We start from the raw sequence: 25,539 nt of genomic DNA, 5'->3' as shown, positions 1-25,539 counted from the left end.
CTCCGGAGCGGCGGCCCACCGCCGTGCTCACTTCTTCGGCGACCCGCCCATGGCGCGGTGCGTCCGGGTGATGGTCTTCCACTTCTTCAGCCGCTCGGCGGCCAGCCGGGCGTCGGTGCGCGAGGCGATCCACTCGTTCTCACGCTGGAGCTTCTCGTAGCTCTCCCAGCGCCGCTCGGAGAGCACCCCGTCGGCGAGCGCGGCCCGCACGGCGCAGCCGGGCTCGCTCCGGTGGCCGCAGTCGTGGAACCGGCAGTCCTGCGCCAGCTCCTCGATCTCCGCGAAGGCCTGCGCGAGACCTTCACCGCCGAACAGGCCGACGCCACGCAGCCCGGGCGTGTCGATCACCACGCCGCCGCCGGGCAGCGGGATCAGCTCACGGGTGGTGGTGGTGTGCCGGCCCTTCTCGTCCACCGAGCGGGTCTGCTGGACGGCCATCACCTCGGTGCCGATCAGCGCGTTGGTCAGGGTGGACTTGCCCGCGCCGGACTGGCCGAGCAGCGCCGTGGAGCTGCCCATGCAGGCCCGCAGCACGTCGATGCCCTCGCCGGTCTCGGCACTGACCACCACGACGGCCACGCCGGGGGCGACCTGCTCGACGTCGGCCTTGACGAACTCGGCGTCGTTCACCAGGTCGGCCTTGGTGAGCGCGACCAGCGGTACGGCGCCGGACTCCCAGGCCAGGGCCAGGAAACGTTCGATCCGGCCGAGGTCGGGTTCGGCGGCGAGCGAGGAGGCGATCAGGACGGTGTCGACGTTGGCCGCCAGCACCTGCCCTTCGGACCGGCTGCCCGCCGTCTTGCGGATCACCGCCGTGGAGCGCGGCAGCAGGGCCGAGACGGTCGGCATCGGACGGGCCGTCAGGTCGATGCCCGCCCAGTCGCCGGTGCACGCCCACTTGGCCGGGTCCGGGTCGCGGACCGGCCGGATGTCGGCGCGGACGGTGCGCAGCTCGGCCGACTCGGGGTCGGTGAAGAGCACGTCGCACATCCCCCGGTCGACCCGGGTGATCCGCGCAGGGGTGAGCCCGCCCTCGGCGAGGGGGGCGAAGAGCTCGTCGAGCTCGGGAGTCCAGCCGTAGTCGGCGAGGACGGGGGTGTTACCGGTGGTGCTGGATGCGTGAAGCAACGCGGTGGGGCCCTTCGGGAGGAATGCTGTCCCGGTGGGCGGCGGCTGCTGCGTGGAGTGCTGTTACGGCGTCAGCCGACGGCCGGGACGGGGAGGAGTGTGCGCGAGCTGCCCTGGGCAGCCGTGACCTGGGTGACAGCCACGAGGCTCACCTCCTGTTTCCGTACTCGGCCCGCTTCTTCCACGGGCGCCAACAGATGATCACGCTAGCGGATCGGCCCGGCGGCCCGCATCCGGTTTTTGACCTGCGGTTCTGCGGCCCGGCGGCAGGTGGGACCGCCGCTCACGCACCGGCGACGCACCACCGCCCACCAATTGCCGGTCGGCTTAAGACCGCCGTCTCGGATGCCGAGACGGTCAGACCCCGTCCCACGGTCCGCGCGGCGTCGGCCGGTCGGTATCCGGCGGCGGCGGGTTCCTGCGGTGGTGCGGGCCGCCGGAGGAGAGCCGGCCGCGCAGGTTGCCGGGCGGCAGGAAGTCGGCCCAGCGCTCGGGGTACTCGGACGGCGGGTGGTCGTCGTCGTCCTCCTCGGACTCCTCCTCGACGCCCTCGGCCAGGCCCAGCTCGCGGGCCAGCCTGGCCCGCTCCACCGCGCGCCGGGCGGTGACCTCGCGGACCACTGCGGCGGCCGCCTCCTCGCTGGCCCGCTCGTTCTCGGCCCGCGCGTCGGCGGTCTGCACGGTCGGCCAGCGGCGGTCTATGGCGGCGTTCATCGCGGCGCCGATCAGCACCGCGAGCGCGACCACGCCGATCCACAGCAGCACCGCGACCGGCGCCGCCAGGGAGCCGTAGACCGACGGCCCCTCCACCGAGCTGACCAGGTAGAGCCGCAGCAGCACGGAGCAGAACACCAGCACCACCAGGGCCACCAGGGCGCCGGGGATGTCCTCCCGCCAGGGCGTGGAGACCGGAACGGCGACATGGTAGAGCGTGGTGAGGAAGACGATCAGCAGGCCGATCGCCACCGGCCAGTACAGCGCGTCGATCAGTCCGGACCACTCCGGCAGCGCGTTCAGCACCAGCCCGGGGCCGGTCAGCAGCAGCGGGAGCACCAGGGAGCCGATCACCAGGGCGCCGAGGTAGAGGCCGAGCGACATCAGCCGGGTCTTGACCAGCCCGCGCTTGCCGTCCAGGCCGTACATCACGGTGATGGTGTCGATGAAGATGTAGAGCGCCCGGGAGCCCGACCAGAGCGAGAGTACGAAGCCGATCGAGATCAGGTCCGGTCGGCCACCGTTGAAGACACCGTTCAGCAGCGGCTGGACGGTCTCGTTCACCGAGCTGGGCGAGAGCACCGCACCGGCGGCGGTGACGATGTCCTGCTCCAGCCGCTCGATGGTGCCGGCGCCGAGGATGTCGTCGAGGTAGCCCAGGGTGCCCGCCAGGCAGAGCAGCAGCGGGGGGATGGAGAGCAGGGTGAAGAACGCCGCCTCGGCCGCGAGGCCGGTGACCCGGTACTCGACACAGGTGTTGGTGGTGTCCTTGAGCAGGCTCCAGACCGTCTGACGCCACGTCGACCGACGGGCTCGGCGGCCGCCCTTGCCCCGTCGTCGCGAGGGCCGGTCGGCTGTCGTCCTGTTGGTTTCCCCTGCTGGCTGCACGCCCCTACGGTATCGGTCGGGAGCCGGTGCGCCGACGAGGCACCTGATAGTCGCTCACCAGGGGCTCCGGCGTGCCGCGCAGCACCACGGTCTCACCTTGTGAAACCATTACGTCCACTATACGGACGACAGTGGACCGGGGACAGTGCGCCGTGCGAATCTCTTGTCCATGCCGAGCGCCGGAACCACCCTAGTAGGTCGACTTCACGTCGATCTCCTTCGCGTGTCCAGCGCCATCTGTCCGGTGACCTGAGCCCCACCCCGCCGCCACCACCGCACCCCCGGCGCGTACCACCTCGCCGTCCCCGCCGCAGCGGATGTGCGAGCCCCCGGCAAGGTCACTGCTTCCCCGGTCCTCGCGGAACACCGCAGGTCACAGCAGGGCTGCGCCTGGATGCTCACAGCCGCCACCAGAGCCACTGCCGTAAGGACTTCAACCATGGCCCCCTCTCCCGAACCGGTCGAGCCCCCGGTCGACGCCGCTCCGGCGCGCCGTCCCGCCGCCGCCCGCAAGGTGACCCGCCACCGCGGCGAGGGCCAGTGGGGGATGGGGCACCGCACCCCGCTCAACCCCAACGAGCAGTTCAAGAAGGACGACGATGGTCTCAACGTGCGGACGCGCATTGAGACGATCTACGCCCAGCGCGGCTTCGCCTCGATCGACCCGGCCGACCTGCGGGGCCGGATGCGCTGGTGGGGTCTGTACACCCAGCGCAAGGAAGGGATCGACGGCGGCAAGACCGCGATCCTGGAGCCGCACGAGCTGGACGCCGAGTTCTTCATGCTCCGGGTCCGGATCGACGGCGGCCGCCTGACGGTGGCTCAGCTGAAGGCGATCGCCGAGGTCTCCGAGCAGTACGGCCGGGGCACCGCAGACCTGACCGACCGCCAGAACGTCCAGTACCACTGGATCCGGATCGAGGACATGCCCGCGATCTGGCAGAAGCTGGAAGCGGTCGGCCTCTCCACCACCGAGGCCTGCGGCGACACCCCGCGCGTGATCCTTGGCTCCCCGGTCGCCGGGATCGCCGAGGACGAGATCATCGACGGCACGCCCGCCATCGACGAGATCATGCGCCGGTTCATCGGCAACCCGGAGTTCTCCAACCTGCCGCGCAAGTTCAAGTCGGCGATCTCCGGCTCGCCGCTGCTGGACGTGGCGCACGAGATCAACGACATCGCCTTCGTCGGCGTCGAGCACCCCGAGCACGGCCCCGGCTTCGACCTCTGGGTCGGCGGCGGACTCTCCACCAACCCCAAGCTGGGCGTCCGGCTCGGCGCCTGGGTGCCGCTGGACGAGGTCGCCGACGTGTACGGCGGCGTGATCGGGATCTTCCGCGACTTCGGCTACCGCCGGCTGCGCAACCGGGCCCGGTTGAAGTTCCTGGTCGCCGACTGGGGCGTGGCGAAGTTCCGCCAGGTGCTGGAGGACGACTACCTCAAGTACAAGCTGGTCGACGGCCCCGCGCCGAAGGAGCCCAGCGGCACCTGGCGCGACCACGTCGGCGTGCACCGGCAGAAGGACGGCCGCTTCTACGTCGGCTTCGCCCCCCGGGTCGGCCGCGTCAACGGCAAGCTGCTCGGCGAGGTCGCCGACCTGGCCGCCGAGCACGGCTCGGACCGGCTGCGCACCACCGCCGAGCAGAAGATGATCGTGCTGGACGTGCCCGAGGACCGGGTCGAGTCGCTGGTGGCCGGCCTGGAGGCGCTGGACCTGCGGGTCAACCCCTCGCCGTTCCGGCGCGGCACGATGGCCTGCACCGGCATCGAGTACTGCAAGCTCGCCATCGTCGAGACCAAGGAGCGCGGCCGCACGCTCATCGACGAGCTGGAGACCCGTCTGCCGGACTTCGCCGAGCCGCTCACCATCAACATCAACGGCTGCCCGAACGCCTGCGCCCGGATCCAGGTCGCCGACATCGGGCTCAAGGGCCAGCTGGTGACCGACGAGAACGGCGAGCAGGTCGAGGGCTACCAGGTGCACCTGGGCGGCGCGCTGGGCCTGGAGGCCGGCTTCGGCCGCAAGGTCCGCGGTCTCAAGGTCACCAAGGACGGCCTGCCGGAGTACGTGGAGCGGGTGCTCACCCGCTACCAGGCGGAGAAGAACGAAGGCGAGCGGTTCGCCCAGTGGACCGCCCGGGCCAGTGAGGAGCAGCTGTCGTGACCGAACGCGCCGCCCCCTTCCACTGCCCGTACTGCGGGGACGAGGACCTGCGTCCGTCCGAGGCCGGACACGGTTCCTGGGAGTGCCACAGCTGCCGCCGGGCGTTCCAGCTGAAGTTCCTCGGCCTGCTGTCAACCACCAACGGGGGTACGGCACATGAGTCTCAGCACTGACTACGAGGCGCTGGCCGCCAAGGCCGCCGTCGAGCTGGAGGAGGCACCCGCGCAGGAGATCCTGCGCTGGGCCGCCGACCACTTCGGCAAGCGGTTCTGCGTCACCTCCTCGATGGAGGACGCGGTGGTGGCCCACCTGGCCTCCTCCGTCTTCCCTGGCGTGGACGTGGTGTTCCTGGACACCGGCTACCACTTCGCCGAGACCATCGGCACCCGGGACGCGGTGGCCGCGGTGATGCCGGTCAACGTCATCACCCTCAAGCCGCTGCAGACCGTGGCCGAGCAGGACGCCGAGTACGGCGCCAACCTGCACGACCGCGACCCGGACCTGTGCTGCTCGCTGCGCAAGGTCGAGCCGCTCAACCGGGGCCTCGGCGGGTACGACGCCTGGGCCACCGGGCTGCGCCGGGACGAGTCCCCGTCGCGGGCCAACACCCCGGTGGTGGCCTGGGACGCCAAGCGCCGCAAGGTCAAGCTGGCCCCGATCGCCCGCTGGACGCAGGCGGACGTGGACGCGTACGTGGCTGCCAACGGGGTGCTGCTCAACCCACTGCTGTGGGAGGGCTACACCTCGATCGGCTGCTCGCCGCTGTCCTGCACCGCCAAGCCCGGCGAGGGCGAGCAGGGCCGGGCCGGCCGCTGGGCCGGGTCCGGCAAGACCGAGTGCGGCATCCACCTCTGATCCGACCGTCCGTCACCACCCGTCAGGAGATACGACCTTGAGCACAGCCACAGGGCTCACCAGCGGCTCCGCCGCGGGCCTGGCCGCCGTCGGAGCCGCAGAGGCGGCCCCGCGGGCCGCGGCCTGCGAGCTCGGCGCCACCGTGTGGCTGACCGGGCTGCCCAGCGCGGGCAAGACCACGCTGGCCTTCGCGCTGGCGGAGCGGCTGCGCGCCGAGGGCCACCGGGTCGAGGTCCTGGACGGTGACGAGATCCGCGAGTTCCTCTCCAAGGGGCTCGGGTTCAGCAAGGAGGACCGGCACACCAACGTGGCCAGGATCGGCTTCGTCGCCGAGAAGCTGGCCGCCAACGGCGTGAAGGTGCTCGCCCCGGTGATCGCGCCGTACGCCGACTCCCGCGCCGCGGTGCGCGAGCGGCACGCGACGCTGGGCACCGCGTTCCTGGAGGTGCACGTCGCCACCCCGGTGGAGCTCTGCTCCGAGCGGGACGTCAAGGGCCTGTACGCCAAGCAGGCCGCCGGTGAGATCTCGGGTCTGACCGGCGTCGACGACCCGTACGAGGCGCCGCAGAACCCGGAGTTGCGCCTGCAGACCCAGGGCCGCGAGGTCGCCGAGTCCGCCGCCGAACTGTACGCCTTCCTGACCGAGAGGGGCCTCGCATGACCACCGCCACGCACAGCCCGCTGGACACCGACACCCCCTTCACCCTGTCCCACCTGGACGCCCTCGAAGCGGAGTCGGTGCACATCTTCCGTGAGGTGGCGGGTGAGTTCGAGCGACCGGTGATCCTGTTCTCCGGCGGCAAGGACTCGATCGTCATGCTGCACCTGGCGCTCAAGGCGTTCTGGCCCGCGCCGGTGCCGTTCACCCTGCTGCACGTGGACACCGGCCACAACTTCCCCGAGGTCATCGACTACCGGGACCGCACGGTGGCGCGGCACAACCTGCGCCTGCACGTCGCGCACGTCCAGGACTTCATCGACGACGGCCGGCTGCGCGAGCGCCCGGACGGCACCCGCAACCCGCTGCAGACCGTCCCGCTGCTGGACGCGATCGAGTCGAACAAGTTCGACGCGGTCTTCGGCGGCGGCCGCCGGGACGAGGAGAAGGCCCGGGCCAAGGAGCGGGTGTTCTCGCTCCGCGACGAGTTCGGCGCCTGGGACCCGCGCCGTCAGCGCCCCGAGCTGTGGAGCCTGTACAACGGCAAGCACGCGGTCGGCGAGCACGTCCGGGTCTTCCCGCTCTCCAACTGGACCGAGCTGGACGTCTGGCAGTACATCGAGCGGGAAGGCATCGAGCTCCCGGAGATCTACTACGCCCACCACCGCGACGTGTTCAAGCGGGACGGCATGTGGCTGACCGCCGGCGAGTGGGGCGGCCCGAAGGACACCGAGACGGTCGAGAACCGGCTGATCCGCTACCGCACCGTGGGCGACATGTCCTGCACCGGTGCGGTCGACTCGGACGCGGCGACCATCGCCGACGTGATCACCGAGATCGCCGCCAGCCGTCTCACCGAACGTGGCGCCACCCGGGCGGACGACAAGATGTCCGAGGCCGCCATGGAAGACCGCAAGCGCGAGGGGTACTTCTAAGCATGAGCACCGCAACTGCCACTTCCCTGCTGCGCTTCGCCACCGCCGGTTCGGTGGACGACGGCAAGTCGACCCTGGTCGGCCGGCTGCTGCACGACTCCAAGTCGGTCCTCTCCGACCAGCTGGAGGCCGTCGAGCACGCCTCCCGCAAGCGCGGTCAGGAGACCCCCGACCTGGCGCTGCTCACCGACGGCCTGCGGGCCGAGCGCGAGCAGGGCATCACCATCGACGTGGCCTACCGCTACTTCGCCACCGCCCGGCGGCGGTTCATCCTGGCCGACACCCCCGGGCACGTGCAGTACACCCGGAACATGGTGACCGGCGCCTCCACCGCCGAGCTCGCGGTGGTGCTGGTCGACGCCCGTAACGGCGTGGTCGAGCAGACCCGCCGGCACGCGGCCGTCGCCGCGCTGCTGCGGGTGCCGCACGTGGTGCTGGCGGTCAACAAGATGGACCTGGTCGAGTACGCCGAGCCCGTCTTCGCCGCCATCGCCGAGGAGTTCACCGCCTACGCTGCCTCCCTGGGCGTCACCGACGTGGTGGCGGTGCCGATCTCGGCGCTGGCTGGGGACAACGTGGTCGAGCCGTCCGCGCACATGGACTGGTACGGCGGCCCGACCCTGCTGGAGCACCTGGAGACGGTGTCGGTCACCACCGACCCGAGCGAGCAGCCCGCCCGCTTCCCGGTCCAGTACGTGATCCGCCCGCAGTCCGAGGACCACCCTGACTACCGCGGCTACGCGGGGCAGTTGGCCTCCGGCGTGCTGCGAGTCGGCGACCCGGTGACGGTGCTGCCGAGCGGTCACACCACCACCGTCGCGGGCATCGACGCCCTCGGGGTCGAGACCGACATCGCCTGGGCCCCCCAGTCGGTGACGGTGCGGCTGGCCGAGGACATCGACATCTCGCGCGGCGACCTGATCGCGGCCGGCGCGACTCCCGTCCCCACCAAGGACGTCGAGGCTACCGTCTGCCACCTGAGCGACCGTCCGCTGCACGTCGGGGCGAAGGTGCTGCTGAAGCACACCACCCGGACGGTGCGCGCCCTGGTCAAGGAGATCTCCTACCGGATCGACATCACGGCGCCAACCAGTGGAAGGGGCCTCGAACAGCGCTCCGCCCCCGAGGGGTTGGCGGTCAACGAGATCGGCCACGTGGTGCTGCGCACAGCCGAGCCGCTCGCCCTGGACAGCTACAGCGACAACCGCCGGACCGGCTCGTTCCTGCTGATCGACCCGGCCGACGGCACCACCCTCACCGCCGGGATGGCGGGCGAGGCGTTCGACACCGTGCGTACCGACGCTGACGGGGAGGACTGGGTCTGATGCCCAGCGAAGCGTTCTCGGGGATGGACAAGGAAGGCGGCCGCATCGGCAGCGGCGTCCTCGGCAGTGGCCAGGGCGGACTGACGCGATGTGCAGGCGGACAGGGGCACTGATCCCCTGTCACCGGGGGCGGCCGCTTCCCGCAGCAGAAGCCGCCCCCGGCTCGTCCGGCACCGTTCCGTGCCGTTATCCGACTTTCTTTCTTTCCTGCATGAAGAGGACGACTTCGATGACTTCGCCCCAGTTTCTGCCGGGTCGCGCCAGACGGACCGCCGTCGCCGCGGTGGCCACCCTCACCGCCCTCGGCCTGCTGACCGCCTGCGGCTACGGCTCCAAGAGCGAGGACAAGGCCGCTCCGGCCGCCGCCTCGCCCGGCGGGGCCAAGCTCTCCGCCGACACGGTGAAGATCGGTTACTTCGCCAACCTGACCCACGGCACCGCGCTGGTCGGCCTCAAGGAGGGCCTGATCCAGAAGGAGCTGGGCGGCACCCGGATCAAGCCGCAGATCTTCAACGCCGGACCGGCCGAGATCGAGGCGCTGAACGCCGGTTCGATCGACATCGGCTGGATCGGCCCCTCCCCCGCGATCAACGGCTTCACCAAGTCCAACGGCGAGGCGCTGAAGATCGTCGGCGGCTCGGCCTCCGGCGGTGTCCGACTCGTCGTCAATCCCGACAAGATCAAGTCGGTGGACGACCTCAAGGGCAAGAAGATCGCCACCCCGCAGATCGGCAACACCCAGGACGTGGCGCTGCTCAGCTTCCTGGCCGGCAAGGGCCTGAAGGTGGACGCCAGCTCCGGCGCCGGCGACGTCTCGGTGGTCCGCTCGGACAACAAGGTCACCCCGGACGCCTACAAGTCGGGCTCCATCGACGGCGCCTGGGTGCCGGAGCCGACCGCCTCCAAGCTGGTCACGCTGGGCGCGAAGGAGCTGCTGAACGAGAAGTCGCTCTGGCCCGACAAGAAGTTCGTGATCACCAACATCATCGTCTCGCAGAAGTTCCTCAAGGAGCACCCGGACGTGGTGGAGGCCGTGCTGCGCGGCTCGGTGAACACCAACGCCTACATCAAGGCCAACCCGGAGAAGGCGAAGGAAGCCGCCAACGCCGCGATCAAGGAGGCCGCGGGCAACGCGCTCGAGCCGGCCATCCTCGACCCGGCCTGGGCCGACATCGACTTCATCGACGACCCGCTGGCGACCACCCTCCAGAAGGAGGCGGACAACGCGGTGACCGCCGGTCTGCTCAAGCTGCCCAAATCCAGTTCCGCTGGCGCGGGGGCGACGCTGAACGGGATCTACGACCTCACCCTGCTCAACAAGGTGCTCAAGGAGAAGAGCCAGGCCGCCGTCGCGGATGCCGGGCTCGGCACCAAGCAGTAGGCCGCGCAAGCTCCGTGGTCCGTGCCCCCGCCCGCCCAGTCGATGCCCTTCGCCGGGCCGGGCGGGGCCGGACCCCGGCTCCCGAACTTCCCGAACCTTCCGCCAGACCAGTCACCCAGGAGGTGCCCGGATGACCACGGTACTGACCACCGCTACGATCGCCCCGAGCGTCGCGGTCCTCGACGGCGCCCCCGCCGTCCGGATCTCGCACGTCCACAAGTCCTTCGGCCGTCCCGGCGCCGCCACCCACGTACTGGACGACATCACCCTCGATGTCGCACCGGGCGAGTTCGTCACCCTGCTGGGTGCCTCCGGCTGCGGCAAGTCGACCCTGCTCAACCTGGTGGCCGGCCTCGACAAGCCCTCCGCCGGCAGCATCGAACTCCCGGGCCATCGGCCCGCGTTGATGTTCCAGGAGCACGCGCTCTTCCCTTGGCTGACGGCTGGCAAGAACATCGAGCTCGCCCTGCGGCTCGGCGGCACCCCGAAGGCCGAACGGCGCGCCGAGGCGGAACGCCTGCTGGAGCTGGTCCGCCTCACCGGTGCGCACACCAAGCGCGTCCACGAGCTCTCCGGCGGCATGCGCCAGCGGGTCGCGCTGGCCCGCGCGCTCGCCCAGGGCAGCGACGTGCTGCTGATGGACGAGCCGTTCGCCGCCCTGGACGCCATCACCCGGGACGTGCTGCACGATGAGCTCACCCGGATCTGGGCCGAGCAGAAGCTCACGGTCCTGTTCGTCACCCACAACGTCCGCGAGGCCGTCCGCCTCGCCCAGCGGGTCGTCCTGCTCTCCTCGCGCCCCGGCCGGGTCGCTCGGGAGTGGCGGATCGATCTGCCGCAGCCGCGCCGGATCGAGTCCGCCGGCGTGGCCGACCTGTCCATCGAGATCACTGACGAACTGCGTGGGGAGATCCGCCGCCATGGCCAGCACTGACACCGCGCCCGTTCTCGACAAGGACGCCACCGCCGACGTCGGCGCCGGGCTGGACGCGCTGGACGCCGTGGTCACCCAGCGCACGCCGCTGCTCGCCACGCTCCGACAGAAGGCCCTGCCGCCGGTGGTCGCGGTCGTGCTGGTCCTGGTCGTCTGGCAGCTCGCCTTCAGCCTCAAGCTGACCGCCGAGTACAAGCTGCCCAGCCCCGGCATGGTCTGGGCCGCACTGGCCGACCTGTGGACCAAGGGCACCCTGTTCAGCATCATCTGGACCAGCCTCTGGCGCGGCCTGTCCGGCTTCGTCGCCGCCGTGATCATCGGCACCCCGATCGGCCTGCTGGTCGCCCAGGTCAGGCCGGTCCGCGCCGCCATCGGCCCGATCCTCTCCGGCCTCCAGTCGCTGCCCTCGGTCGCCTGGGTCCCCGCCGCGGTGATCTGGCTCGGCGTCAACAACTCCACCATGTACGCGGTCATCCTGCTCGGCGCCGTCCCCTCGGTCGCCAACGGCCTGGTGGCCGGCATCGACCAGGTCCCGCCCCTGCTCCTGCGGGCCGGCCGCACCATGGGCGCCACCGGGCTCACCCGCGCCCGGCACGTACTGCTCCCCGGCGCGCTGCCCGGCTACCTGGCCGGACTCAAGCAAGGCTGGGCCTTCTCCTGGCGCTCGCTGATGGCCGCCGAGCTGATCGCCGCCTCCCCCGACCTCGGCGTCGGCCTCGGCCGGTTCCTGGAGAACCAGCGCGAGTTCAACGACATGTCGGGTGTGCTGCTCGGCATCATCCTGATCCTGATCGTCGGCGTCGCCATCGACCTGCTGTTCTTCAGCCCGCTGGAGCGCCGCGTGCTGCGCAACCGCGGGCTGCTGCACGGTAGCCGGTAGGGAGCACCACCATGCTCCTCGGCCGGCTGCCCGCACCCGACCGCACCGGGACCTCGCTGCTGCTGATCGCCCACGGCAGCCGCGACCCCCGGCACGCCGCCACCGTCGACGAGTTGGTCCGGCAGGTCCGTTCGCTACGCTCCGGGCTGCGGGTCAGCGCCGCCTACCTGGACCACTGCGCGCCGCGACTGGCCCAGGCGGTCGACCGGTACAGCACCGCCGTCGCCGTCCCGCTGCTGCTCAACCGGGCCTTCCACGCCCGCAGCGACATCCCCGCCGCACTACGGGAGGCCGGGGCCGACCTGCCGCTGGCCGAGGTGCTCGGCCCGTCCCCGCTGCTGCTGGCGGCCCTGGACCGGCGGCTGGCCGAGGCCGGGTTCGACCCGGCCGAGGCGCACCGCACCGGCCTGGTGCTGGCCGCCGCCGGGTCCTCCGACCGGGCCGCCAACGCCGCCACCCGCGCGGTGGCGGCCGAGTACTGCCGCACCCGGGGCTTCGCCGCCGTCGAGGTCGCGCACGCCTCCGCCGCCCCACCTCAGCTGGCCGACGCGGTCGCTGCCCTGCGGGCCCGGAGGCTGCGTCAACTCGCCGTTGCCCCCTACCTGTTGGCGCCCGGCCTGCTGCCGGACCGGATCGCCACCGCCGCCGAGGCCGCCGGCGTCGACACCGTCGCCCCGGTCCTCGGCGCCGCCCCGGAGATCGCCCGGCTGCTGCTCCGCCGCTACGACGAGGCCCGGACCGCCACCGCTGTCGCGGCCGCCTGAAACCGCACCCAACGCAGCGCGTCCGCCGAGGCACCCGCCGCCAGCAGGTCCGCCTCCGCCCTCCGCCGCCCCACGGCCGAGACCAGTACCGACACCAGCCAGCGCGGCGAGTCGGTGCCCCGGTCCGCGACCACCGCGCGGACGACCGCGTCATAGCTCCCGAGCACCAGCCGCCGTTCGCCGTCCAGCGTCCGGTACGCCAACTGCCGCTTGTGGCCGATCCGGTGGTACTGCGGGTAGAGCGGCTGCCGCGCCGCCAGTGCCTCGACGCGCGGGTCCGCCGGCTCGTCCCAAGCCAGGCCGAGCGCACCGAGCAGCTCGTCCAGACACCGCTCCTGCTCCGCGAGACTCCGCGCGTCGAGTTCCATGCCTCACACCCTACGCAGGGTGAACCGGTCGTCCGTCACGCCCTTGAACAGCAGGTCCATCCGCCCGGAGAGCTCGTACACCGTGCCGCCGGGCCCGGCCACCAGCGCGGTCGGCGCCGGATCGGCCGCCGCCCGCACCGTCAGCGTCGCGCTCCGCCAGCCGTCAGCCGAGTGCAGGTCCACCAGGGTGTCCGCACCGGTGCCGCCGAGCGTGTTGGTGACCCCGCGCAGGGTGCCGTCGCCCGCGTACAGCAGCCCGTCCAGGCCGACCGCGCGGGGGCCCGACAGCGCAACCTGGCGCAGCTCCGCCGTACGGTCCAGCGCCAGCCGCCACAGCGTGCCGTCGTCGTACTTGCCGATCAGCAGGGTGTGCCCGAGCCGGACGATCCCGTTCAGCCCGAACGCGCCCGCCGGGGTGGCCAGTCGGTCGTCCCGTACCAACACCGAGGCCCGGCCGTCGGGCCGCACCCGGTAGACCAGCGGGGAGAACGAGTCGGTCACGTACGTCTCGCCGTCCGGGCCCAGCACCAGGTCGTTGGCGAAGTGACGGCCGCCGTCGGCCGCCACCGCGGCCAGGTCGGTGTAGAACAGCCGCCGCCCGGTCTCCAGGTCGTACGCGCCGATGCCCGCGACCACCTTTGCCGGGTCGTGCCGCAGGCCCACCCCCGGGTCGGCGTTGGCCACCAGCACCCGGCCCCGGGCCCGGTCGATCTGGATGCCGATCACCGAGACCAGGTGCTCCGGGTCGTCGACCAGGGTCCGCACCGAGCCGTCCGGGCGGACGGCCGAGACTGTGCCGTGCCGCAGCGAACCGACCAGGAAGCGGTGGTGCGCCGCGTCCCAGACCGCGTCCTCGGGGTGCAGGCTGTCGGCGTGCCCGGCGACCACCGCCGCCGGCCGGTAGGGGTGGGCGGCGGCCGGCAGCGCACCGGCTCCCAGCAGGGCGGCGGCCACGGTGGCCACGGCGGCGGCGCGGATCGGACGGATCGTCATGGTGGTGTCTCCTTCGGGGTGGAACGTGCCTCCAGCCTCCCGCCCGGTGCCGGCGCCCGGCAGTGCGTGGCGATACTGGTAGCGGGGCTACCAGGACCAGGGGGAGACGATGAGCACCACCGAACTCGAGCGCAAGGCGCTGTCCAGCTTTCTGCGCACCCGGCGGGCCCGGCTGACGCCCGAACAGGTCGGCCTGGCGCCCGGTGCCCGCCGCCGCACCCCGGGGCTGCGCCGGGAGGAGCTGGCGCTGCTCGCCGGAGTCGGCGTCACCTGGTACACCTGGCTGGAGCAGGGGCGCCGGATCAACCCCTCCCCCGAGGTCCTGGGCAGTCTGGCCCGCACCCTGCAGCTGGACCGGGCCGAGACCGCCTACCTGTTCCGCCTGGTGGGCGGCACCGACCCGGCCGCACCGCCCAGCGAGCCGCCTTCCGAGGTCCCGGCCCCGCTGCTGCGTCTGATGGAGGCTCAGAGCCCGTCCCCGGCCTTCCTGTTGGACGCCGACTGGGACCTCCGCGCCTGGAACGCCCCGGCCGACGCGCTGCTGGGCTTCTCCGCCTGCGCCCCCGCCGACCGCAATCTGGCCTGGCAGGTGTTCGCCAACGAGAAGAACCGCCGCCGCACCCTCGACTGGGAGCTGCACGCGCGCCGCATCCTGGCCCAGCTCCGCACCGCCTACGGCGAACGTCGTACCACCCGGCTGGCCGACCTGATCACCCGCCTGCGGGCCGAACACCCGGACGCCGACCGCTGGTTGGACGAACACGAGGTGCAGGAACGCGCGGGCACCGCCAAGGACATCGCGCACGAGACGGTCGGCCTGCTGCGGATCGACCAACTGGTGCTCCGCACCGAGGGGGACGTCCAACTGGTGGTGCTGCTGCCCCGCGACCCGGAGACGGCCGAACGGCTGCGCCTGCTGCCCGTCGGACCCTGAAGGCGGTGCGGGAGGTCGGCGGTGGGTACCGGCCCCGGAAACGCCACAGGGGCAACGGACTTGTGCGCCCGTTACCCCTGTGCGAAGGCCCCGAAGGGTCAGTCGGACTTGCGTCGCTGCCGGCCGGTGCCGTAGTTGGAGCCGCTCTTCGTACCCGAACCCGGCTTGGTCCCGGCCGACTTGCCGATGAACCCGGCAGCCGTCCGGCCGTTGCCCGCACCGGTCCGGCCGGTGCCGCCACCGGTGGCGGCACCCGCGCCCATCCGCTGCTTGGCCCGGGGGCGACGGGCGTTGCCGTTCATGTCCACGTCCGTGGGCAGCCCGGAACGCTTGGGGGCGCGCCGACGCGGCTGGGCCGGGGCGGCCGGGGCCGCACCGGGGGTGACCACGGGGGCCAGCGTGACCGGGACGTTGCTCGGCGTCCGGGCACCGGTGATCCGGGACAGCTCGGCGTCGCCCGGGCGGACCTTCGTGGTGGTCGGCCGGATGCCCGCGGTGGTCATCAGGCGGCTGACCTCACGGCGCTGCTCGGGCAGCACCAGGGTCACCACGGTGCCGGACTCGCCGGCCCGGGCGGTCCGGCCGCCGCGGTGCAGGTAGTCCTTGTGGTCGATCGGCGGGTCCACGTTCACGACCAGGTCGAGACCGTCGATGTGGATGCCGCGGGCCGCCACGTTGGTGGCGATCAGCGCGCTGATCTGCCCGTCGCGGAACTGGTCCAGCACCCGGTTGCGCTGCGGCTGCGACTTGCCGCCGTGCAGTGCGGCCGCCTTCACACCTGCCGCCAGCAGCTGCTTCGCCAGCCGGTCGGCGCCGTGCTTGGTGTGCACGAACATGATCATCCGGCCGTCACGGGAGGCGATGTGCGCCGTCACCGAGACCTTGTCGGTGGCGTCCAGCTGGAGCACGTGGTGGTCCATGGTGGTGACCGCGCCGGCCGACGGGTCGACCGAGTGGGTCACCGGGTCGGTCAGGAAGCGGCGCACCAGGCGGTCCACGTTCCGGTCCAGGGTGGCCGAGAAGAGCATCGTCTGGCCGCCCTCGGCGACCTGCTCCAGCAGCTTGGTGACCTGGGGCAGGAAGCCCATGTCGGCCATCTGGTCGGCCTCGTCCAGCACGGTGATCTGCACGTCGTCCAGCCGGACGTCCTGACGGTTGATCAGGTCGTCCAGTCGGCCCGGGGTCGCGACCAGGACCTCGGCGCCACGGCGGACGGCGTTCGCCTGCCGGGTGATCGACATGCCGCCGACCACGGTGGCGATCCGCAGATTGACCGCAGTGGCGTACGGGGTGAGCGCGTCGGTGACCTGCTGGGCCAGCTCACGGGTCGGCACCAGCACCAGGGCCAGCGGTGCGCGGGCGTCGGCCCGCTTCCCGGCGGTACGGGCCAGCAGCGAGAGGCCGAAGGCGAGGGTCTTGCCCGAGCCGGTACGGCCGCGGCCGAGCACGTCACGGCCGGCCAGGGCGTCCGGCAGGGTGGCGGACTGGATCGGGAAGGGCTCGGTGACGCCCTCCCGGCCGAGCGCGGAGAGCAGGCCCTTGGGCATCTCCAGCTCGGCGAAGGTGGCGGCCGGCGGGCGGGCCGGGGTGCCCTCGACGACGGCGAAGTCGGCGGGCGCCTCCTGCGGCGCGCTGCGCTGGGGGCGGCGGTTGCCGCCACCGCGGCTGGCGAGACCGCCACTGCTGGTGCCGGTGCGCTGTTGCTGCGGGCGGCCGGTGGACTGCTGCGGGCTACGACGGTTGCGCGGCGGGCGGGCAGGCGTGGTCAATGTGTTCTCCGTCCTGGGCGGCCGATGGCCACGGTTGTACGCGTGGCGAAGGACCAGAAAGTGGCACCCCCGGCATGCTGCTGGGGGAGGTCGGCCGTCAGGAGTCGTGCGCCGCCCCGGCCGTTCGGCGGCATGAACGAGGGCCCGCACCGTGCGGTGCGGGCCCTCGCTACGCGTCGCTCAGGTTCAGCCGGCGATGCGGATGTTCTCGGCCTGCGGGCCCTTCTGGCCCTGCGTGACGTCGAACTCGACGTGCTGGCCCTCAACGAGCTCACGGAAGCCATTGGCCTGGATGTTGGAGTAGTGGGCGAACACGTCCGGGCCGCCACCCTCCTGCTCGATGAAGCCGAAGCCCTTTTCGCTGTTGAACCACTTCACGGTGCCGGTAGCCATAACCGTCTCCTTCTGCTGGGGCAAGGGACCCACACCTCGTAGGCCCCAAGTAGCCGCGATCCCCATCCGGAGGTTGAAACACCGGACAAAACAAATGCGCCTGTTGGTTGGTACCAGCAGGCGCACACGTACGTTCATGGGAACCAAAACTGCAACTGCTTCGACTGTAGCACGGCGGTACCCGAGATGATCGGAGAATTTCCCCCGAACGGTCCCCCGTCACACGCCGTTCACCTGCACCCCTCACCTGCGCCGGAGCGGCGGGCGGCATGATCGCCGCCCGCCGCTCCGGACACCGGGTCAGTGCCGTCCGGCCGGCTCCGGCTGCCTGTCGGACGAGGGCTCGGCCTCGTGCCCGGGCAGCGCCGCGTGACCCGGCCACCAGGCGGCCTTGCCGAGCAGCGCGGTGAGCGCCGGGGTGAAGAACATCGACATCACGAAGGCCGACACGATGATGCCGAAGGCCACCGAGAAGCCGATCTCGCTGAAGAAGATGTTGCCCGCCAGCAGCATCGTGCCGAAGGTGCCGGCCAGGATGAAGCCGGCCGCCGCGACGGTCGGGCCGCCGTGCTTGACCGCCAGTGCGGCGGCCTCGCGCGGGCTGTTGCCCTCGGCCGCCTCCTCGCGGAGCCGGGCGATCATCAGGATGTTGTAGTCGGTGCCGATCGCCACCACGAACAGGTAGATCAGCATCGGCAGCATGAACATCAGGCCGCTCTCGCCCTGGACGTGCTGGAACATCAGGCTCGTGGCACCGATGGTGGCGGTGAAGCCGAGGCCGACGGCCACCATCAGGTACCAGGGGGCGACCACGCTGCGCAGCAGCAGGCCGAGGATCAGCATGATCAGCACGGCCGCGATCGGGAAGACCAGCGAGTAGTCGCGGGCCATCGCGGAGTTGATGTCCTTGTAGACGGAGGTCAGACCGCCGACGTAGGCCTCGGTCCCGGCCGGGGCGGAGGCGTGTGCCACCTCGCGCAGGTCGGTGACCGTCTCGATCGCCTTGTTGGTGGCCGGGCCGTCCTTGAGCATGACGGTGAAGTCGGCGGTGCCGCCGTCCGTGCTCAGGTTGGGCTTCGGGAAGGCCTGGGCCACCCCGTCGACCTTGCCGAGCGCGGCGGCGTAGCCGTCGAACGAGGCCGGGTCGAGCTTGGCGCCGTCCTTGCCGGTCAGGTAGACGTGGCTCGGGTCGGCCGCGCCGGCCGAGAACGCCGTCATCAGGGTGTCCTGGACGACCATCGACTCCTTGGTCTTCGGCATCGAGCCGGCCGCCAGGTCGAAGGTGCCCTTGTAGCCGAACGCGGCGGCCGAGAAGGCCAGCAGCAGACCGCCGGAGACCAGCGCGACCATCAGCGGACGGCGCTTGACCGTCTCACCGAGGGCGGCGAAGCGGGCGTTCTTCGGGTCCCGCTGCCACGCCTTCGAGGGCCAGAACAGCACCTTCTCCGGGATCAGCGACAGGATCGCGGGCACCAGGGTGACCGAGGCGATGGCGGTGACGCCGACCGCGATGGCCAGCGAGGGGCCCATCGCCTTGAACATGCCGAGGCTGGAGAGCAGCAGCACGCTGAACGCCACGATCACGGCGCCGGCGGCGGAGGTGATCGCCTCGCCGACCCGGCCGACCGCGTTGGCCACCGCGTCCTTCCGGCTGTCCCCGGCCCGCAACCGCTCGCGGTAGCGGAACATCAGGAACAGGAAGTAGTCGGTGCCGACCCCGAACAGTACGATGATCAGGATCGCCGAGACCGAGTTGTCCGCCTTGAGGCCGAAGGCCTTCACCGCGTACCCGATCAGGCCGTTGGCCACCATCGAGTAGACGAAGACCGAGATGACCGGCAGCAGCGCGATGATCGGGCTGCGGAAGATGATGCCGAGCGTGAGCATGATGATCACGATCGTGCCGATGCCGATCAGCGCGTTGGCCAGCTCGGACGAGTCCTTCTGGTCCAGGTTCTGCGCGGCCTGGCCGCCGAGCTGGACCTTGAGGGTGCTGCCCTCGGCGGCCTTCTTGGCGTCCTCGCGCAGCTCCTTGGCGGAGTCGGCGGCCTCGGGCTTGTAGGCCGCGTCCTTCTCCATGCCGACCATCGAGAGGGCGTACTTGCCGTCCTTCGAGGTGCTCTGCGTGGTGACCGGGGTGACCTGCTCGACGAACTTGATCTTCTTGTCGGTCAGGGTTTGGACGACCTTGGCCATGGTGGCCTTGTCCGCCTCGTCCAGCGGGGCGCCGTCGGTGCGCTCGAAGAGGACCATCGCCGACGGGGTGAAGTTCGCGGGGAACGCCTGCTGCTGCACCACCGAGGCCCGGATGGACTCGTAGTGGCGCGGCAGGAAGTCGCTCGCGTCGCTCTGGGCGGTCAGCTTGGGTGCCGTCGCGACGATGGCGACCGCGGCGACGATCCAGGCGAGGATCACCCACCAGGCGCGCTTGACGACGAATTGTCCGATCCGGTGGAACATGCTCGTTGTGCCTCCTGGGCATGGTTCACCGCAGCCCTTGGGGGACGGGACACTGGGGCGACGGCTGTGAGCGGCCGGGCCCTGAGGTCCCTAGCCGGTCGGCAGGTAAGTAAGTGTGAGCATCCTACGGGAGCCGCCCCTCGACCGGGCGGGCGGGCTCCGGTCGGCGCATCCCCCGGGGCCGTGAACGGCCCCCGCCCCATCTTCACCCGGGCCCGAACCGGTTCACCTCCTGCTCCAGACGGAGACGCCTCCCCCTCAGGGTGGAGTGGCACCGCCCTGGAGGAGGAGACGGGCGGCCTGCGCGATGATGCCCGAATGAGCACTTTCGACGCCGCCACCGCCCGTACCCTGCTGACCCGCGCCTGCGCGGCCGCCGGGCTCCCGGAGCCGACGGTGGCGGAACCGCTGGCGTTCGGCGAGAACGCCGCCTTCGACCTCGGCGACCCGGCCGTGGTGGCCAAGGTCGGCCGCGGGCCCGCGGTGGCCGAGCGGGCCGGCCGCGAACTGGCCGTCGCGGAGTGGCTCGCCGGGCAGGGCATCCCAGTGGTCCGCCCGTACCTGCCGGCACCCGTCCTGGTGGACGGACACCCCGTCACCTTCTGGCACCGGCTGGCCCCCGCCGTCCGCCCGGCCCGGCCGGCCGACCTGGCGCCGCTGCTGCGTGCGCTGCACGCGCTGCCCGCCCCGCCGTTCCCGCTCGCCCCGCGCGAGCTGCTCGCCCCGGTGGACCGCTGGCTGGCGAGTGCGGACGGACACCTGGACCCGGCGGACGTGGCCTTCCTGCGCGCCCGGAAGGCCGAGTACCAGGCCGCGATCGCCGAACTGGTACCGGAGTTGACCGCCGGGGTGATCCACGGCGACGCCCTGCCGCGCAACGTCCGGGTCGGCCCGGACGGCCCCGTCCTGCTCGACCTGGAGACCGTCTCCGGCGACCTGCGCGAGCACGACCTGGTGGTGCTCGCGCTCAGCCACGACCGGTACGGCGTTCCGGCCGAGGAGTACCTCGAGTTCACCGGCGCGTACGGCTGGGACGTCCGCGACTGGCCCGGCTTCGCGGTGCTGCGCGGCGCCAGGGAGACCGCCAGCGCCTCCTGGGTCGCCCAGCAGGCACCCGGGAACCCGGCAGCACTGGCCGAGTTCACCCGCCGGGTCGGGTCGCTGCGGGACGGGGCCACGGCGGAGCGCTGGTACCCGTTCTGATCCGGCTCGTGCGTACGCACCTGTCGTTCGCACGCACCCTCGGAACCGGCGCGTACGCTCCTGACGTCCCACCGGGCAGACGCCCCGCACGGGCGGCCGGTACGACGTCAGGAGCCGTCGCCATGCGGACTCGCTTCGCCCAGCAGAGCCGGTACGGGCTCACCGCCCTGCTCGCCACCGCACTGCTGACCTCCTGCACCAACTCGTCTGGAGTGGCCGCGAGTTCACCGCGAGCGAGCAGCGGCTCCGCCACCCCGAGCGAGACCGCGAGCCCCAGCCCTTCGCCGTCCCTGCCGCCCCTGCCCGCCACCAACCCCTCGGCGGGCAGCGAGCCGCCGACCGCGCCGCCGACCGGCAGGCCCAGCCCCTCCAAGCCCGCCCCGCCGACCCCGCCCGCTTCGGCCACGCCGAAACCACCGGCACCGCCCGGGACTTCGAGCTCCGTGGTGTACCGCACCGCCTCCGGCGGCCGGACCGTGGCGCTCACCTTCGACGACGGCCCCGGCCCCGCCACCGGCCAGGTGCTAGACCTGCTCGCCCGGTACGGCGCCCGCGCCACCTTCTGCCTGACCGGCCGGAACGCCACGGCCTACCCGGCTACCGTCCAGCGGATCAGGGCCGAGGGCCACCGGCTCTGCGACCACACCGTGAGTCACCCGCAGCCGTTCGCCGCCCTCTCCCACCACCAGCTGGAGTACGAGATCGTCACCGCGAAGGACATGATCGTGAAGGCGGGCGGCGCGGGCACCGCCATCCCGTGGTTCCGGGCCCCGGGCGGCGGGTTCACCAAGGACAACCAGCAGACCGCCGCCGCCAACGGCCTGCGTCCGCTCGGCTGGTCGGTCGACCCCCGGGACTGGAGCCGCCCCGGCGTCGCCGCCATCGTCGCGACCGTCCAGCGGGAGCTGCGCCCCGGCGGGGTGGTCCTGCTGCACGACGCGGGCGGCGACCGCACCCAGACGGTCGGCGCGCTGCGGCAGCTGCTGCCCTGGCTCGCCGCGCAGGGGTACAACTACGACTTCCCGGCCGCCTGAGGCCGGGCCGCTACCGCAGCGGCCAGGTGGTGTCGACCTCGGCGGCCGGGTCCTTCTCCCGGCGCAGCCAGGACTGCAGGTCCTCGGCCCAGCTCCGGTACCAGGCCACCTGACGGAGGTGCAGCTGCTCCGGTGTCAGCCCGCCGACCTCGGTGGGGTAGCGCTCACCGAGGGCCACCGCCACCCGGACGGCGGCCAGGGCGTCGCTGCCCGCCTCGTGGGCGTCGAGCAGCTCGACCCCGTAGACGGCGCAGACGTGCTGGAGGGTGCGCGAACCGCGCCGGTACCGGTCCACCGCGCGGTCGATCACCAGGGCGTCGACCACCGGGGTGACGCTGCCGCCGAGCCGGTCGGCGAGCGGGCGCAGGCCGTACCTGACCAGCTCGGCGTCCAGCAGCGAGAGGTCGAACGGCGCGTTGAAGGCCACCACCGGACGGCCCGTCAGCAGGCGCTCGCAGAGCGCGCCGGCTATCTCCTCCACCGCCATCGCGGCGGGGCGGCCGTCCCGGCGGGCCTGCTCGTCGCTGATGCCGTGGATCGCCGTCGCCTCGGCGGGCACCGGCACGCCAGGGTCGAGCAGCCAGTTCAGCACCCGCTCGGGCCGGGGCCCGAAGGTGTCCACCAACGCCGCGGTGACGATCCTGGAGGTCGCCGGGTCGGTGCCCGTGGTCTCCAGGTCGAAGCCGACCAGAGGCTCCTTCCACCAGCTCATCCGAGATGTCCTTCCGTCGGTTCCCGTCGTGAGTGCCCATCATCGCGTGCACCAGTGACAGCAGGAACCGCCGGTACCGGAAAACCGCCGTCAGGCCGACGCCAGCATCGCCCGGCCGAGCCAGTCGTTCTCGTCCGCGACCCCGGGCAGCGCGAAGAAGTAGCCGCCGCCGGTGCAGACCAGGAAGTCGCCCAGCGGCTCGCCCTCCAGCCGCCGCTGGACCGCCTCGAACTGCCGTCTCAGGTCCTGCTGGTAGCTGCAGAAGGCCAGCCCGGTGTCCATCCGGCCGCTCCCGTCCAGGCCCCGGTCGTACGTGTAGCCCCGGCGCAGCAGCCGGGAGGCGTCGGTCTCGGGGGTGCGCGGGTTGGCCAGCCGGATGTGCGCGTCGAGCGGGGTGACGGCGCCATCCGGGTCCTTGGTGTAGTCCGGCAGGTCGGTCTCGGTGGTCCCGTCCAGCGGCGCGCCGGAGTCCCGGCGGCGGCCGATCACCCGTTCCTGACGGTCCAGCGGAACGTCCTCCCACGCCTCGCAGAGCACCCGGATGGTGCGCAGCACCTGGTAGCTTCCGCCCTCGGCCCAGGCCGGTTCGCCGCCGCCCGGCTGCACCCAGACCAGCCGGTCCAGCTCGCGGGCCGAGGTGGGGTCGGGGTTGACGATGCCGTCCTTGAAGCCCATCACGTTGCGCTGGGCGCCGTCCGGCCGGGCCGGGTGGAGGTGGCCGTCGGTACGCCAGAGCGGCTGCAGCCTGCCCCGGGTGCGGCGGGTGAGGTCGCGCAGTGCGTGGCTGACCACGTCCTCGCTGTCGGCGCAGAGCTGGAGCGAGAGGTCGCCGTGCAGCTCGCCGGTGCGCAGCCGGTCGCCGCGGAAGGCGGGCATCTGGACGAGCCGGGTCGGCTGCACCCCGGCCAGACCGTAACGGCTGTCGAACAGCGTGGCGCCGACCCCGACCGTGACGGTGAGGTTGTCGGCGGGGATCACCGGGCCGAGCGTGCCGCTGTCGCCGGGTGCACTGCCGGGTGCGTCGGCCGGCGGCGTGCCGCCCGCGGTGAGGAAGCGGATCCGGGCGGTCAGCTCGCGCAGTAGGTCGGCCAGTTGGGCACGGTCGGGAACGGTCACCGCGAAGGCGGCGAAACAGGCGTGGCCCTGGGCGGGGGTGGTGATCCCGGCCTGGTGCCGGCCGTGGAACGGGATCACCGCCCGGGGGCGCCCGGTGGTGGCCCCGGCGGGCGTGGCACCCGCCGCCGTGATCCCGGCGGGCAGGGCCAGGGCGCCGGAGGCGAGGGCGGTGGCTTTGACGAAGCTGCGGCGGCCGAATCCGGCCGGGCAGGTCTGATCGGTCATCAGGCGGACTTCCTGGGCTCGGGACGATACGGACCGGCGATTCGTACTCGCACGAATGGGAGCTCCCCGCCGCCACCGGTGATCGACATCCTGACACCGGGGCCGCCCGGGGGCTCGCCGGGCCAGGCCCGCTGACACTCGGTCAGCCGCCCCCCGTTCCGGTACGACCGTCCGTCCGCACGCTCAGGAGACTGCCCGGGAGTCCACCCAGACCCCCTCGAACTCCTCGCGGTAGACCTCCAGCAGCCCCGGCTCCTGACCGCCCGGCTCCTGACCGGCACCGCCGCGCAGCACCAGCGCGGGGGACTCGATCCCGCGCGCCCGCCGCAGGTACGGCTGCACCACGCCCAGATCGCCGGACCGCCGTCGACCTGGCGGCCTGGCGCCCTCCACCAGGTACGCGGTGAAGCGCGGCATCTCGTCGAACACCCGAATCTCGAAGCCGCCCTGGTCCCGCAGCCTGGCCCGGACCCGGCGGACATGCATGATGTTCATCTCGATCGACCGGGCCAGCTCGCCCCGCCCGAGTCCGAGCTCCCGCTCCCGGCGGCGGACCGCACTGCTGGCCGGGTTGAGGAACAGCAGCCGGACCCGGCAGCCCTCCGAGGCCAGCCGCACCAGCCGCTTGCCGGTGTAGTTCTGGCAGAGCATGCCGAGGCCGATGCCGAGCGCGTCCAGTCGCCGGGCGCCCTCCAGCAGGTCCTCCACCGGCAGTTCGCGCTGCAGTCTGACCCGGTCGGCGTGGACCGAGACCACGTCCGCGAAGCGGCCGCCGACCAGCTCCTCGACCACGTCGGCGGGCACGCCGCCGGAGCCGCCGTCCAGCAGGGTGAGCAGCCGGGCGGCGGCCCGCTCGGTCTGCGCCAGCACCGTCCCGGAGAGGCTGCGGTTGCGGGAGACCACGTGCCGGGCGACCTCCAGCTCGTCCAGGGCGAGCTCGATCTCCCGGCGGTCGATCAGGTACGGCTCGAAGCACGGCCAGTGCTGGACCATCAGCTCGCGCAGCTGCGGCAGGGTGAGGAAGACCAGTGGGTCGTCATCGGCCGGGTCGAGCAGGTAGCCCTTGCGGCGGCTGACCTCGCGGACCGCACCGGCCCGGTGCACCCACTCCTCGCCGGCCGGGCCCGCGGCGGCGGTCACCCAGTCCTCGCCGTGCGCGGGCGCGTAGACCGGCCGGAGCACCTCGTCCACCAAGGCGCGCAGCCGCTGCTCAACCAGGTTGAGCCAGACGTACGCGCGGCCGGCCAGTCGGACCCGGTGGTCGGCCAGACCCCACTGGTCGGCGGACCAGGCCAGCGGCGCGGCCTCGGCCGGACCGCCCTGGGCCGGGACGGTGACGCGTTTCGGCGGCCGCCCGCGCATCACCACCGTCGGCGCCTCACTCCGCCCGGGGTTCTCCGGACCGTCCCGGCCGTCGGCGGGGACCACCATGCGCTACCTCACCTCTCGGCCCACCCCCGGCGGACCGGCGAGATGACGGGCCGTCCGCTGACCCTGCCTCAACCATCGCGGCCGGGGTCAGGTCCGCACGGTGCCCGGAGCGCGTGCCGGACGATCAAGGGTACTGCCGGGTCGGCGGGGGCGCAGCCCCTTGCCCGCACAACCATCCGTTCGGAGAAGGCGGATTAGCCGGTGGGCGGACACTCGTTCGGGCGAAGTCGCAGCCAATTGCTCGCCCTGACGGCACCCGGTTGGGAGTATTCCGG

The 25,539-nt window shown here is 72.3% G+C and carries 24 protein-coding genes; 14 read left to right on the top strand and 10 right to left on the bottom strand.

Translation table 11 applies throughout. The features are described 5' to 3' along the window. Window positions 1-27: 27 nt before the first annotated feature. Window positions 28-1,128 (bottom strand): ribosome small subunit-dependent GTPase A, encoded by a 1,101-nt coding sequence (gene rsgA, locus ACKUU6_RS25325; RefSeq protein ID WP_407990864.1) that lies wholly within the window; start codon window positions 1,126-1,128, stop codon window positions 28-30. 357 nt (window positions 1,129-1,485) lie between these two features. Then, a complete protein-coding gene (locus ACKUU6_RS25320; RefSeq protein ID WP_407990863.1) occupies window positions 1,486-2,730 on the bottom strand; it encodes a YihY/virulence factor BrkB family protein in 1,245 nt (414 codons plus the stop codon). A 169-nt stretch (window positions 2,731-2,899) separates the two neighbouring features. Here ACKUU6_RS25320 and ACKUU6_RS25315 point away from each other — a divergent pair, with 169 nt between their 5' ends. The 11 genes from ACKUU6_RS25315 (at window position 2,900) to ACKUU6_RS25265 (ending at window position 12,626) form a co-directional block, all read left to right on the top strand. After that, window positions 2,900-2,983, top strand: coding sequence for a putative leader peptide (locus tag ACKUU6_RS25315; RefSeq protein ID WP_310593185.1), 84 nt, complete (start codon window positions 2,900-2,902; stop codon window positions 2,981-2,983). 186 nt (window positions 2,984-3,169) lie between these two features. Further along, window positions 3,170-4,894: a nitrite/sulfite reductase gene (locus ACKUU6_RS25310; protein WP_407990862.1), complete on the top strand. Its 1,725-nt coding sequence runs from the start codon at window positions 3,170-3,172 to the stop codon at window positions 4,892-4,894. Then, window positions 4,891-5,067 (top strand): hypothetical protein, encoded by a 177-nt coding sequence (locus ACKUU6_RS25305; RefSeq protein ID WP_407990861.1) that lies wholly within the window; start codon window positions 4,891-4,893, stop codon window positions 5,065-5,067. The genes ACKUU6_RS25310 and ACKUU6_RS25305 overlap by 4 nt, the downstream gene beginning before the upstream one ends. After that, window positions 5,051-5,749 (top strand): phosphoadenylyl-sulfate reductase, encoded by a 699-nt coding sequence (locus ACKUU6_RS25300; protein ID WP_407990860.1) that lies wholly within the window; start codon window positions 5,051-5,053, stop codon window positions 5,747-5,749. Before ACKUU6_RS25305 ends, ACKUU6_RS25300 begins: the two co-directional genes overlap by 17 nt. A gap of 79 nt (window positions 5,750-5,828) precedes the next feature. After that, on the top strand, window positions 5,829-6,410 hold the full coding sequence (cysC, locus tag ACKUU6_RS25295; protein ID WP_407992235.1) for an adenylyl-sulfate kinase: 582 nt from the start codon (window positions 5,829-5,831) through the stop codon (window positions 6,408-6,410). After that, window positions 6,407-7,342, top strand: a complete 936-nt coding sequence (cysD, locus tag ACKUU6_RS25290) for a sulfate adenylyltransferase subunit CysD (RefSeq protein ID WP_407990859.1) — start codon at window positions 6,407-6,409, stop codon at window positions 7,340-7,342. Before cysC ends, cysD begins: the two co-directional genes overlap by 4 nt. 2 nt (window positions 7,343-7,344) lie before the next feature. Further along, window positions 7,345-8,667, top strand: a complete 1,323-nt coding sequence (locus tag ACKUU6_RS25285) for a sulfate adenylyltransferase subunit 1 (RefSeq protein ID WP_407990858.1) — start codon at window positions 7,345-7,347, stop codon at window positions 8,665-8,667. Between the two features lie 229 nt (window positions 8,668-8,896). After that, window positions 8,897-10,048, top strand: coding sequence for an ABC transporter substrate-binding protein (locus ACKUU6_RS25280; RefSeq protein WP_407990857.1), 1,152 nt, complete (start codon window positions 8,897-8,899; stop codon window positions 10,046-10,048). Between the two features lie 130 nt (window positions 10,049-10,178). After that, window positions 10,179-10,982, top strand: coding sequence for an ABC transporter ATP-binding protein (locus ACKUU6_RS25275; RefSeq protein ID WP_407990856.1), 804 nt, complete (start codon window positions 10,179-10,181; stop codon window positions 10,980-10,982). Continuing rightward, entirely contained in the window at window positions 10,969-11,862 is an 894-nt protein-coding gene (locus ACKUU6_RS25270) for an ABC transporter permease (protein ID WP_407990855.1), read from the top strand. The genes ACKUU6_RS25275 and ACKUU6_RS25270 overlap by 14 nt, the downstream gene beginning before the upstream one ends. Window positions 11,863-11,873: 11 nt before the next feature. After that, window positions 11,874-12,626, top strand: coding sequence for a sirohydrochlorin chelatase (locus ACKUU6_RS25265; RefSeq protein WP_407990854.1), 753 nt, complete (start codon window positions 11,874-11,876; stop codon window positions 12,624-12,626). On the opposite strand, the gene ACKUU6_RS25260 is transcribed toward ACKUU6_RS25265, so the two are convergent. Further along, window positions 12,584-12,994, bottom strand: coding sequence for a hypothetical protein (locus ACKUU6_RS25260; protein ID WP_407990853.1), 411 nt, complete (start codon window positions 12,992-12,994; stop codon window positions 12,584-12,586). The genes ACKUU6_RS25265 and ACKUU6_RS25260 overlap by 43 nt on opposite strands. Window positions 12,995-12,997: 3 nt before the next feature. Continuing rightward, entirely contained in the window at window positions 12,998-13,987 is a 990-nt protein-coding gene (locus ACKUU6_RS25255; RefSeq protein ID WP_407990852.1) for a hypothetical protein, read from the bottom strand. Between the two features lie 109 nt (window positions 13,988-14,096). Here ACKUU6_RS25255 and ACKUU6_RS25250 point away from each other — a divergent pair, with 109 nt between their 5' ends. Continuing rightward, window positions 14,097-14,921 (top strand): helix-turn-helix transcriptional regulator, encoded by an 825-nt coding sequence (locus tag ACKUU6_RS25250; RefSeq protein WP_407990851.1) that lies wholly within the window; start codon window positions 14,097-14,099, stop codon window positions 14,919-14,921. A gap of 98 nt (window positions 14,922-15,019) precedes the next feature. Here the strand turns inward: ACKUU6_RS25250 and ACKUU6_RS25245 are convergent, their stop codons facing one another. From ACKUU6_RS25245 to ACKUU6_RS25235, 3 genes are all read right to left on the bottom strand, one after another. Next, window positions 15,020-16,690: a DEAD/DEAH box helicase gene (locus ACKUU6_RS25245; protein WP_407990850.1), complete on the bottom strand. Its 1,671-nt coding sequence runs from the start codon at window positions 16,688-16,690 to the stop codon at window positions 15,020-15,022. A 186-nt stretch (window positions 16,691-16,876) separates the two neighbouring features. After that, window positions 16,877-17,083 carry a cold-shock protein gene (locus ACKUU6_RS25240; protein ID WP_184921076.1) on the bottom strand — a complete coding sequence of 69 codons (207 nt, stop codon included), beginning with the start codon at window positions 17,081-17,083 and terminating at the stop codon, window positions 16,877-16,879. 300 nt (window positions 17,084-17,383) lie between these two features. Continuing rightward, entirely contained in the window at window positions 17,384-19,543 is a 2,160-nt protein-coding gene (locus ACKUU6_RS25235) for an MMPL family transporter (RefSeq protein ID WP_407990849.1), read from the bottom strand. Window positions 19,544-19,861: 318 nt separating this feature from the next. On the opposite strand from ACKUU6_RS25235, the gene ACKUU6_RS25230 reads away from it, so the two are divergent. Further along, window positions 19,862-20,746, top strand: a complete 885-nt coding sequence (locus ACKUU6_RS25230) for a phosphotransferase (RefSeq protein WP_407990848.1) — start codon at window positions 19,862-19,864, stop codon at window positions 20,744-20,746. A gap of 122 nt (window positions 20,747-20,868) precedes the next feature. Next, window positions 20,869-21,780, top strand: a complete 912-nt coding sequence (locus ACKUU6_RS25225; RefSeq protein ID WP_407990847.1) for a polysaccharide deacetylase family protein — start codon at window positions 20,869-20,871, stop codon at window positions 21,778-21,780. Window positions 21,781-21,790: 10 nt separating this feature from the next. Here ACKUU6_RS25225 and ACKUU6_RS25220 read toward each other — a convergent pair whose 3' ends face one another. The 3 genes from ACKUU6_RS25220 to ACKUU6_RS25210 form a co-directional block, all read right to left on the bottom strand. Then, a complete protein-coding gene (locus ACKUU6_RS25220; protein ID WP_407990846.1) occupies window positions 21,791-22,492 on the bottom strand; it encodes an exonuclease domain-containing protein in 702 nt (233 codons plus the stop codon). Between the two features lie 90 nt (window positions 22,493-22,582). Next, window positions 22,583-23,833, bottom strand: a complete 1,251-nt coding sequence (locus ACKUU6_RS25215; RefSeq protein WP_407990845.1) for a Dyp-type peroxidase — start codon at window positions 23,831-23,833, stop codon at window positions 22,583-22,585. Between the two features lie 183 nt (window positions 23,834-24,016). Further along, complete coding sequence (locus tag ACKUU6_RS25210) at window positions 24,017-25,264, bottom strand: SAV2148 family HEPN domain-containing protein (protein ID WP_407990844.1); 1,248 nt, start codon at window positions 25,262-25,264, stop codon at window positions 24,017-24,019. Window positions 25,265-25,539: the final 275 nt, after the last annotated feature.

Origin of the sequence: Kitasatospora sp. CMC57, from assembly GCF_045866025.2 — a bacterium.
Taxonomy (GTDB): Bacteria; Actinomycetota; Actinomycetes; order Streptomycetales; family Streptomycetaceae; genus Kitasatospora.
Note: the sequence above shows the minus strand (reverse complement) of the source record. Positions and strands in the feature narration are given on the sequence as shown.

What these genes read in the sequence shown, in the direction of transcription:
- ACKUU6_RS25315 (WP_310593185.1), top strand. Translation starts at nt 2,900, where the DNA reads ATGCCGAGCGCCGGAACCACCCTAGTAGGTCGACTTCACGTCGATCTC.
- ACKUU6_RS25310 (WP_407990862.1), top strand. Translation starts at nt 3,170, where the DNA reads ATGGCCCCCTCTCCCGAACCGGTCGAGCCCCCGGTCGACGCCGCTCCG.
- ACKUU6_RS25300 (WP_407990860.1), top strand. Translation starts at nt 5,051, where the DNA reads ATGAGTCTCAGCACTGACTACGAGGCGCTGGCCGCCAAGGCCGCCGTC.
- cysD (WP_407990859.1), top strand. Translation starts at nt 6,407, where the DNA reads ATGACCACCGCCACGCACAGCCCGCTGGACACCGACACCCCCTTCACC.
- ACKUU6_RS25285 (WP_407990858.1), top strand. Translation starts at nt 7,345, where the DNA reads ATGAGCACCGCAACTGCCACTTCCCTGCTGCGCTTCGCCACCGCCGGT.
- ACKUU6_RS25280 (WP_407990857.1), top strand. Translation starts at nt 8,897, where the DNA reads ATGACTTCGCCCCAGTTTCTGCCGGGTCGCGCCAGACGGACCGCCGTC.
- ACKUU6_RS25275 (WP_407990856.1), top strand. Translation starts at nt 10,179, where the DNA reads ATGACCACGGTACTGACCACCGCTACGATCGCCCCGAGCGTCGCGGTC.
- ACKUU6_RS25270 (WP_407990855.1), top strand. Translation starts at nt 10,969, where the DNA reads ATGGCCAGCACTGACACCGCGCCCGTTCTCGACAAGGACGCCACCGCC.
- ACKUU6_RS25265 (WP_407990854.1), top strand. Translation starts at nt 11,874, where the DNA reads ATGCTCCTCGGCCGGCTGCCCGCACCCGACCGCACCGGGACCTCGCTG.
- ACKUU6_RS25260 (WP_407990853.1), bottom strand. Translation starts at nt 12,994, where the DNA reads ATGGAACTCGACGCGCGGAGTCTCGCGGAGCAGGAGCGGTGTCTGGAC.
- ACKUU6_RS25255 (WP_407990852.1), bottom strand. Translation starts at nt 13,987, where the DNA reads ATGACGATCCGTCCGATCCGCGCCGCCGCCGTGGCCACCGTGGCCGCC.
- ACKUU6_RS25250 (WP_407990851.1), top strand. Translation starts at nt 14,097, where the DNA reads ATGAGCACCACCGAACTCGAGCGCAAGGCGCTGTCCAGCTTTCTGCGC.
- ACKUU6_RS25240 (WP_184921076.1), bottom strand. Translation starts at nt 17,083, where the DNA reads ATGGCTACCGGCACCGTGAAGTGGTTCAACAGCGAAAAGGGCTTCGGC.
- ACKUU6_RS25235 (WP_407990849.1), bottom strand. Translation starts at nt 19,543, where the DNA reads ATGTTCCACCGGATCGGACAATTCGTCGTCAAGCGCGCCTGGTGGGTG.
- ACKUU6_RS25230 (WP_407990848.1), top strand. Translation starts at nt 19,862, where the DNA reads ATGAGCACTTTCGACGCCGCCACCGCCCGTACCCTGCTGACCCGCGCC.
- ACKUU6_RS25225 (WP_407990847.1), top strand. Translation starts at nt 20,869, where the DNA reads ATGCGGACTCGCTTCGCCCAGCAGAGCCGGTACGGGCTCACCGCCCTG.
- ACKUU6_RS25220 (WP_407990846.1), bottom strand. Translation starts at nt 22,492, where the DNA reads ATGAGCTGGTGGAAGGAGCCTCTGGTCGGCTTCGACCTGGAGACCACG.
- ACKUU6_RS25215 (WP_407990845.1), bottom strand. Translation starts at nt 23,833, where the DNA reads ATGACCGATCAGACCTGCCCGGCCGGATTCGGCCGCCGCAGCTTCGTC.
- ACKUU6_RS25210 (WP_407990844.1), bottom strand. Translation starts at nt 25,264, where the DNA reads ATGGTGGTCCCCGCCGACGGCCGGGACGGTCCGGAGAACCCCGGGCGG.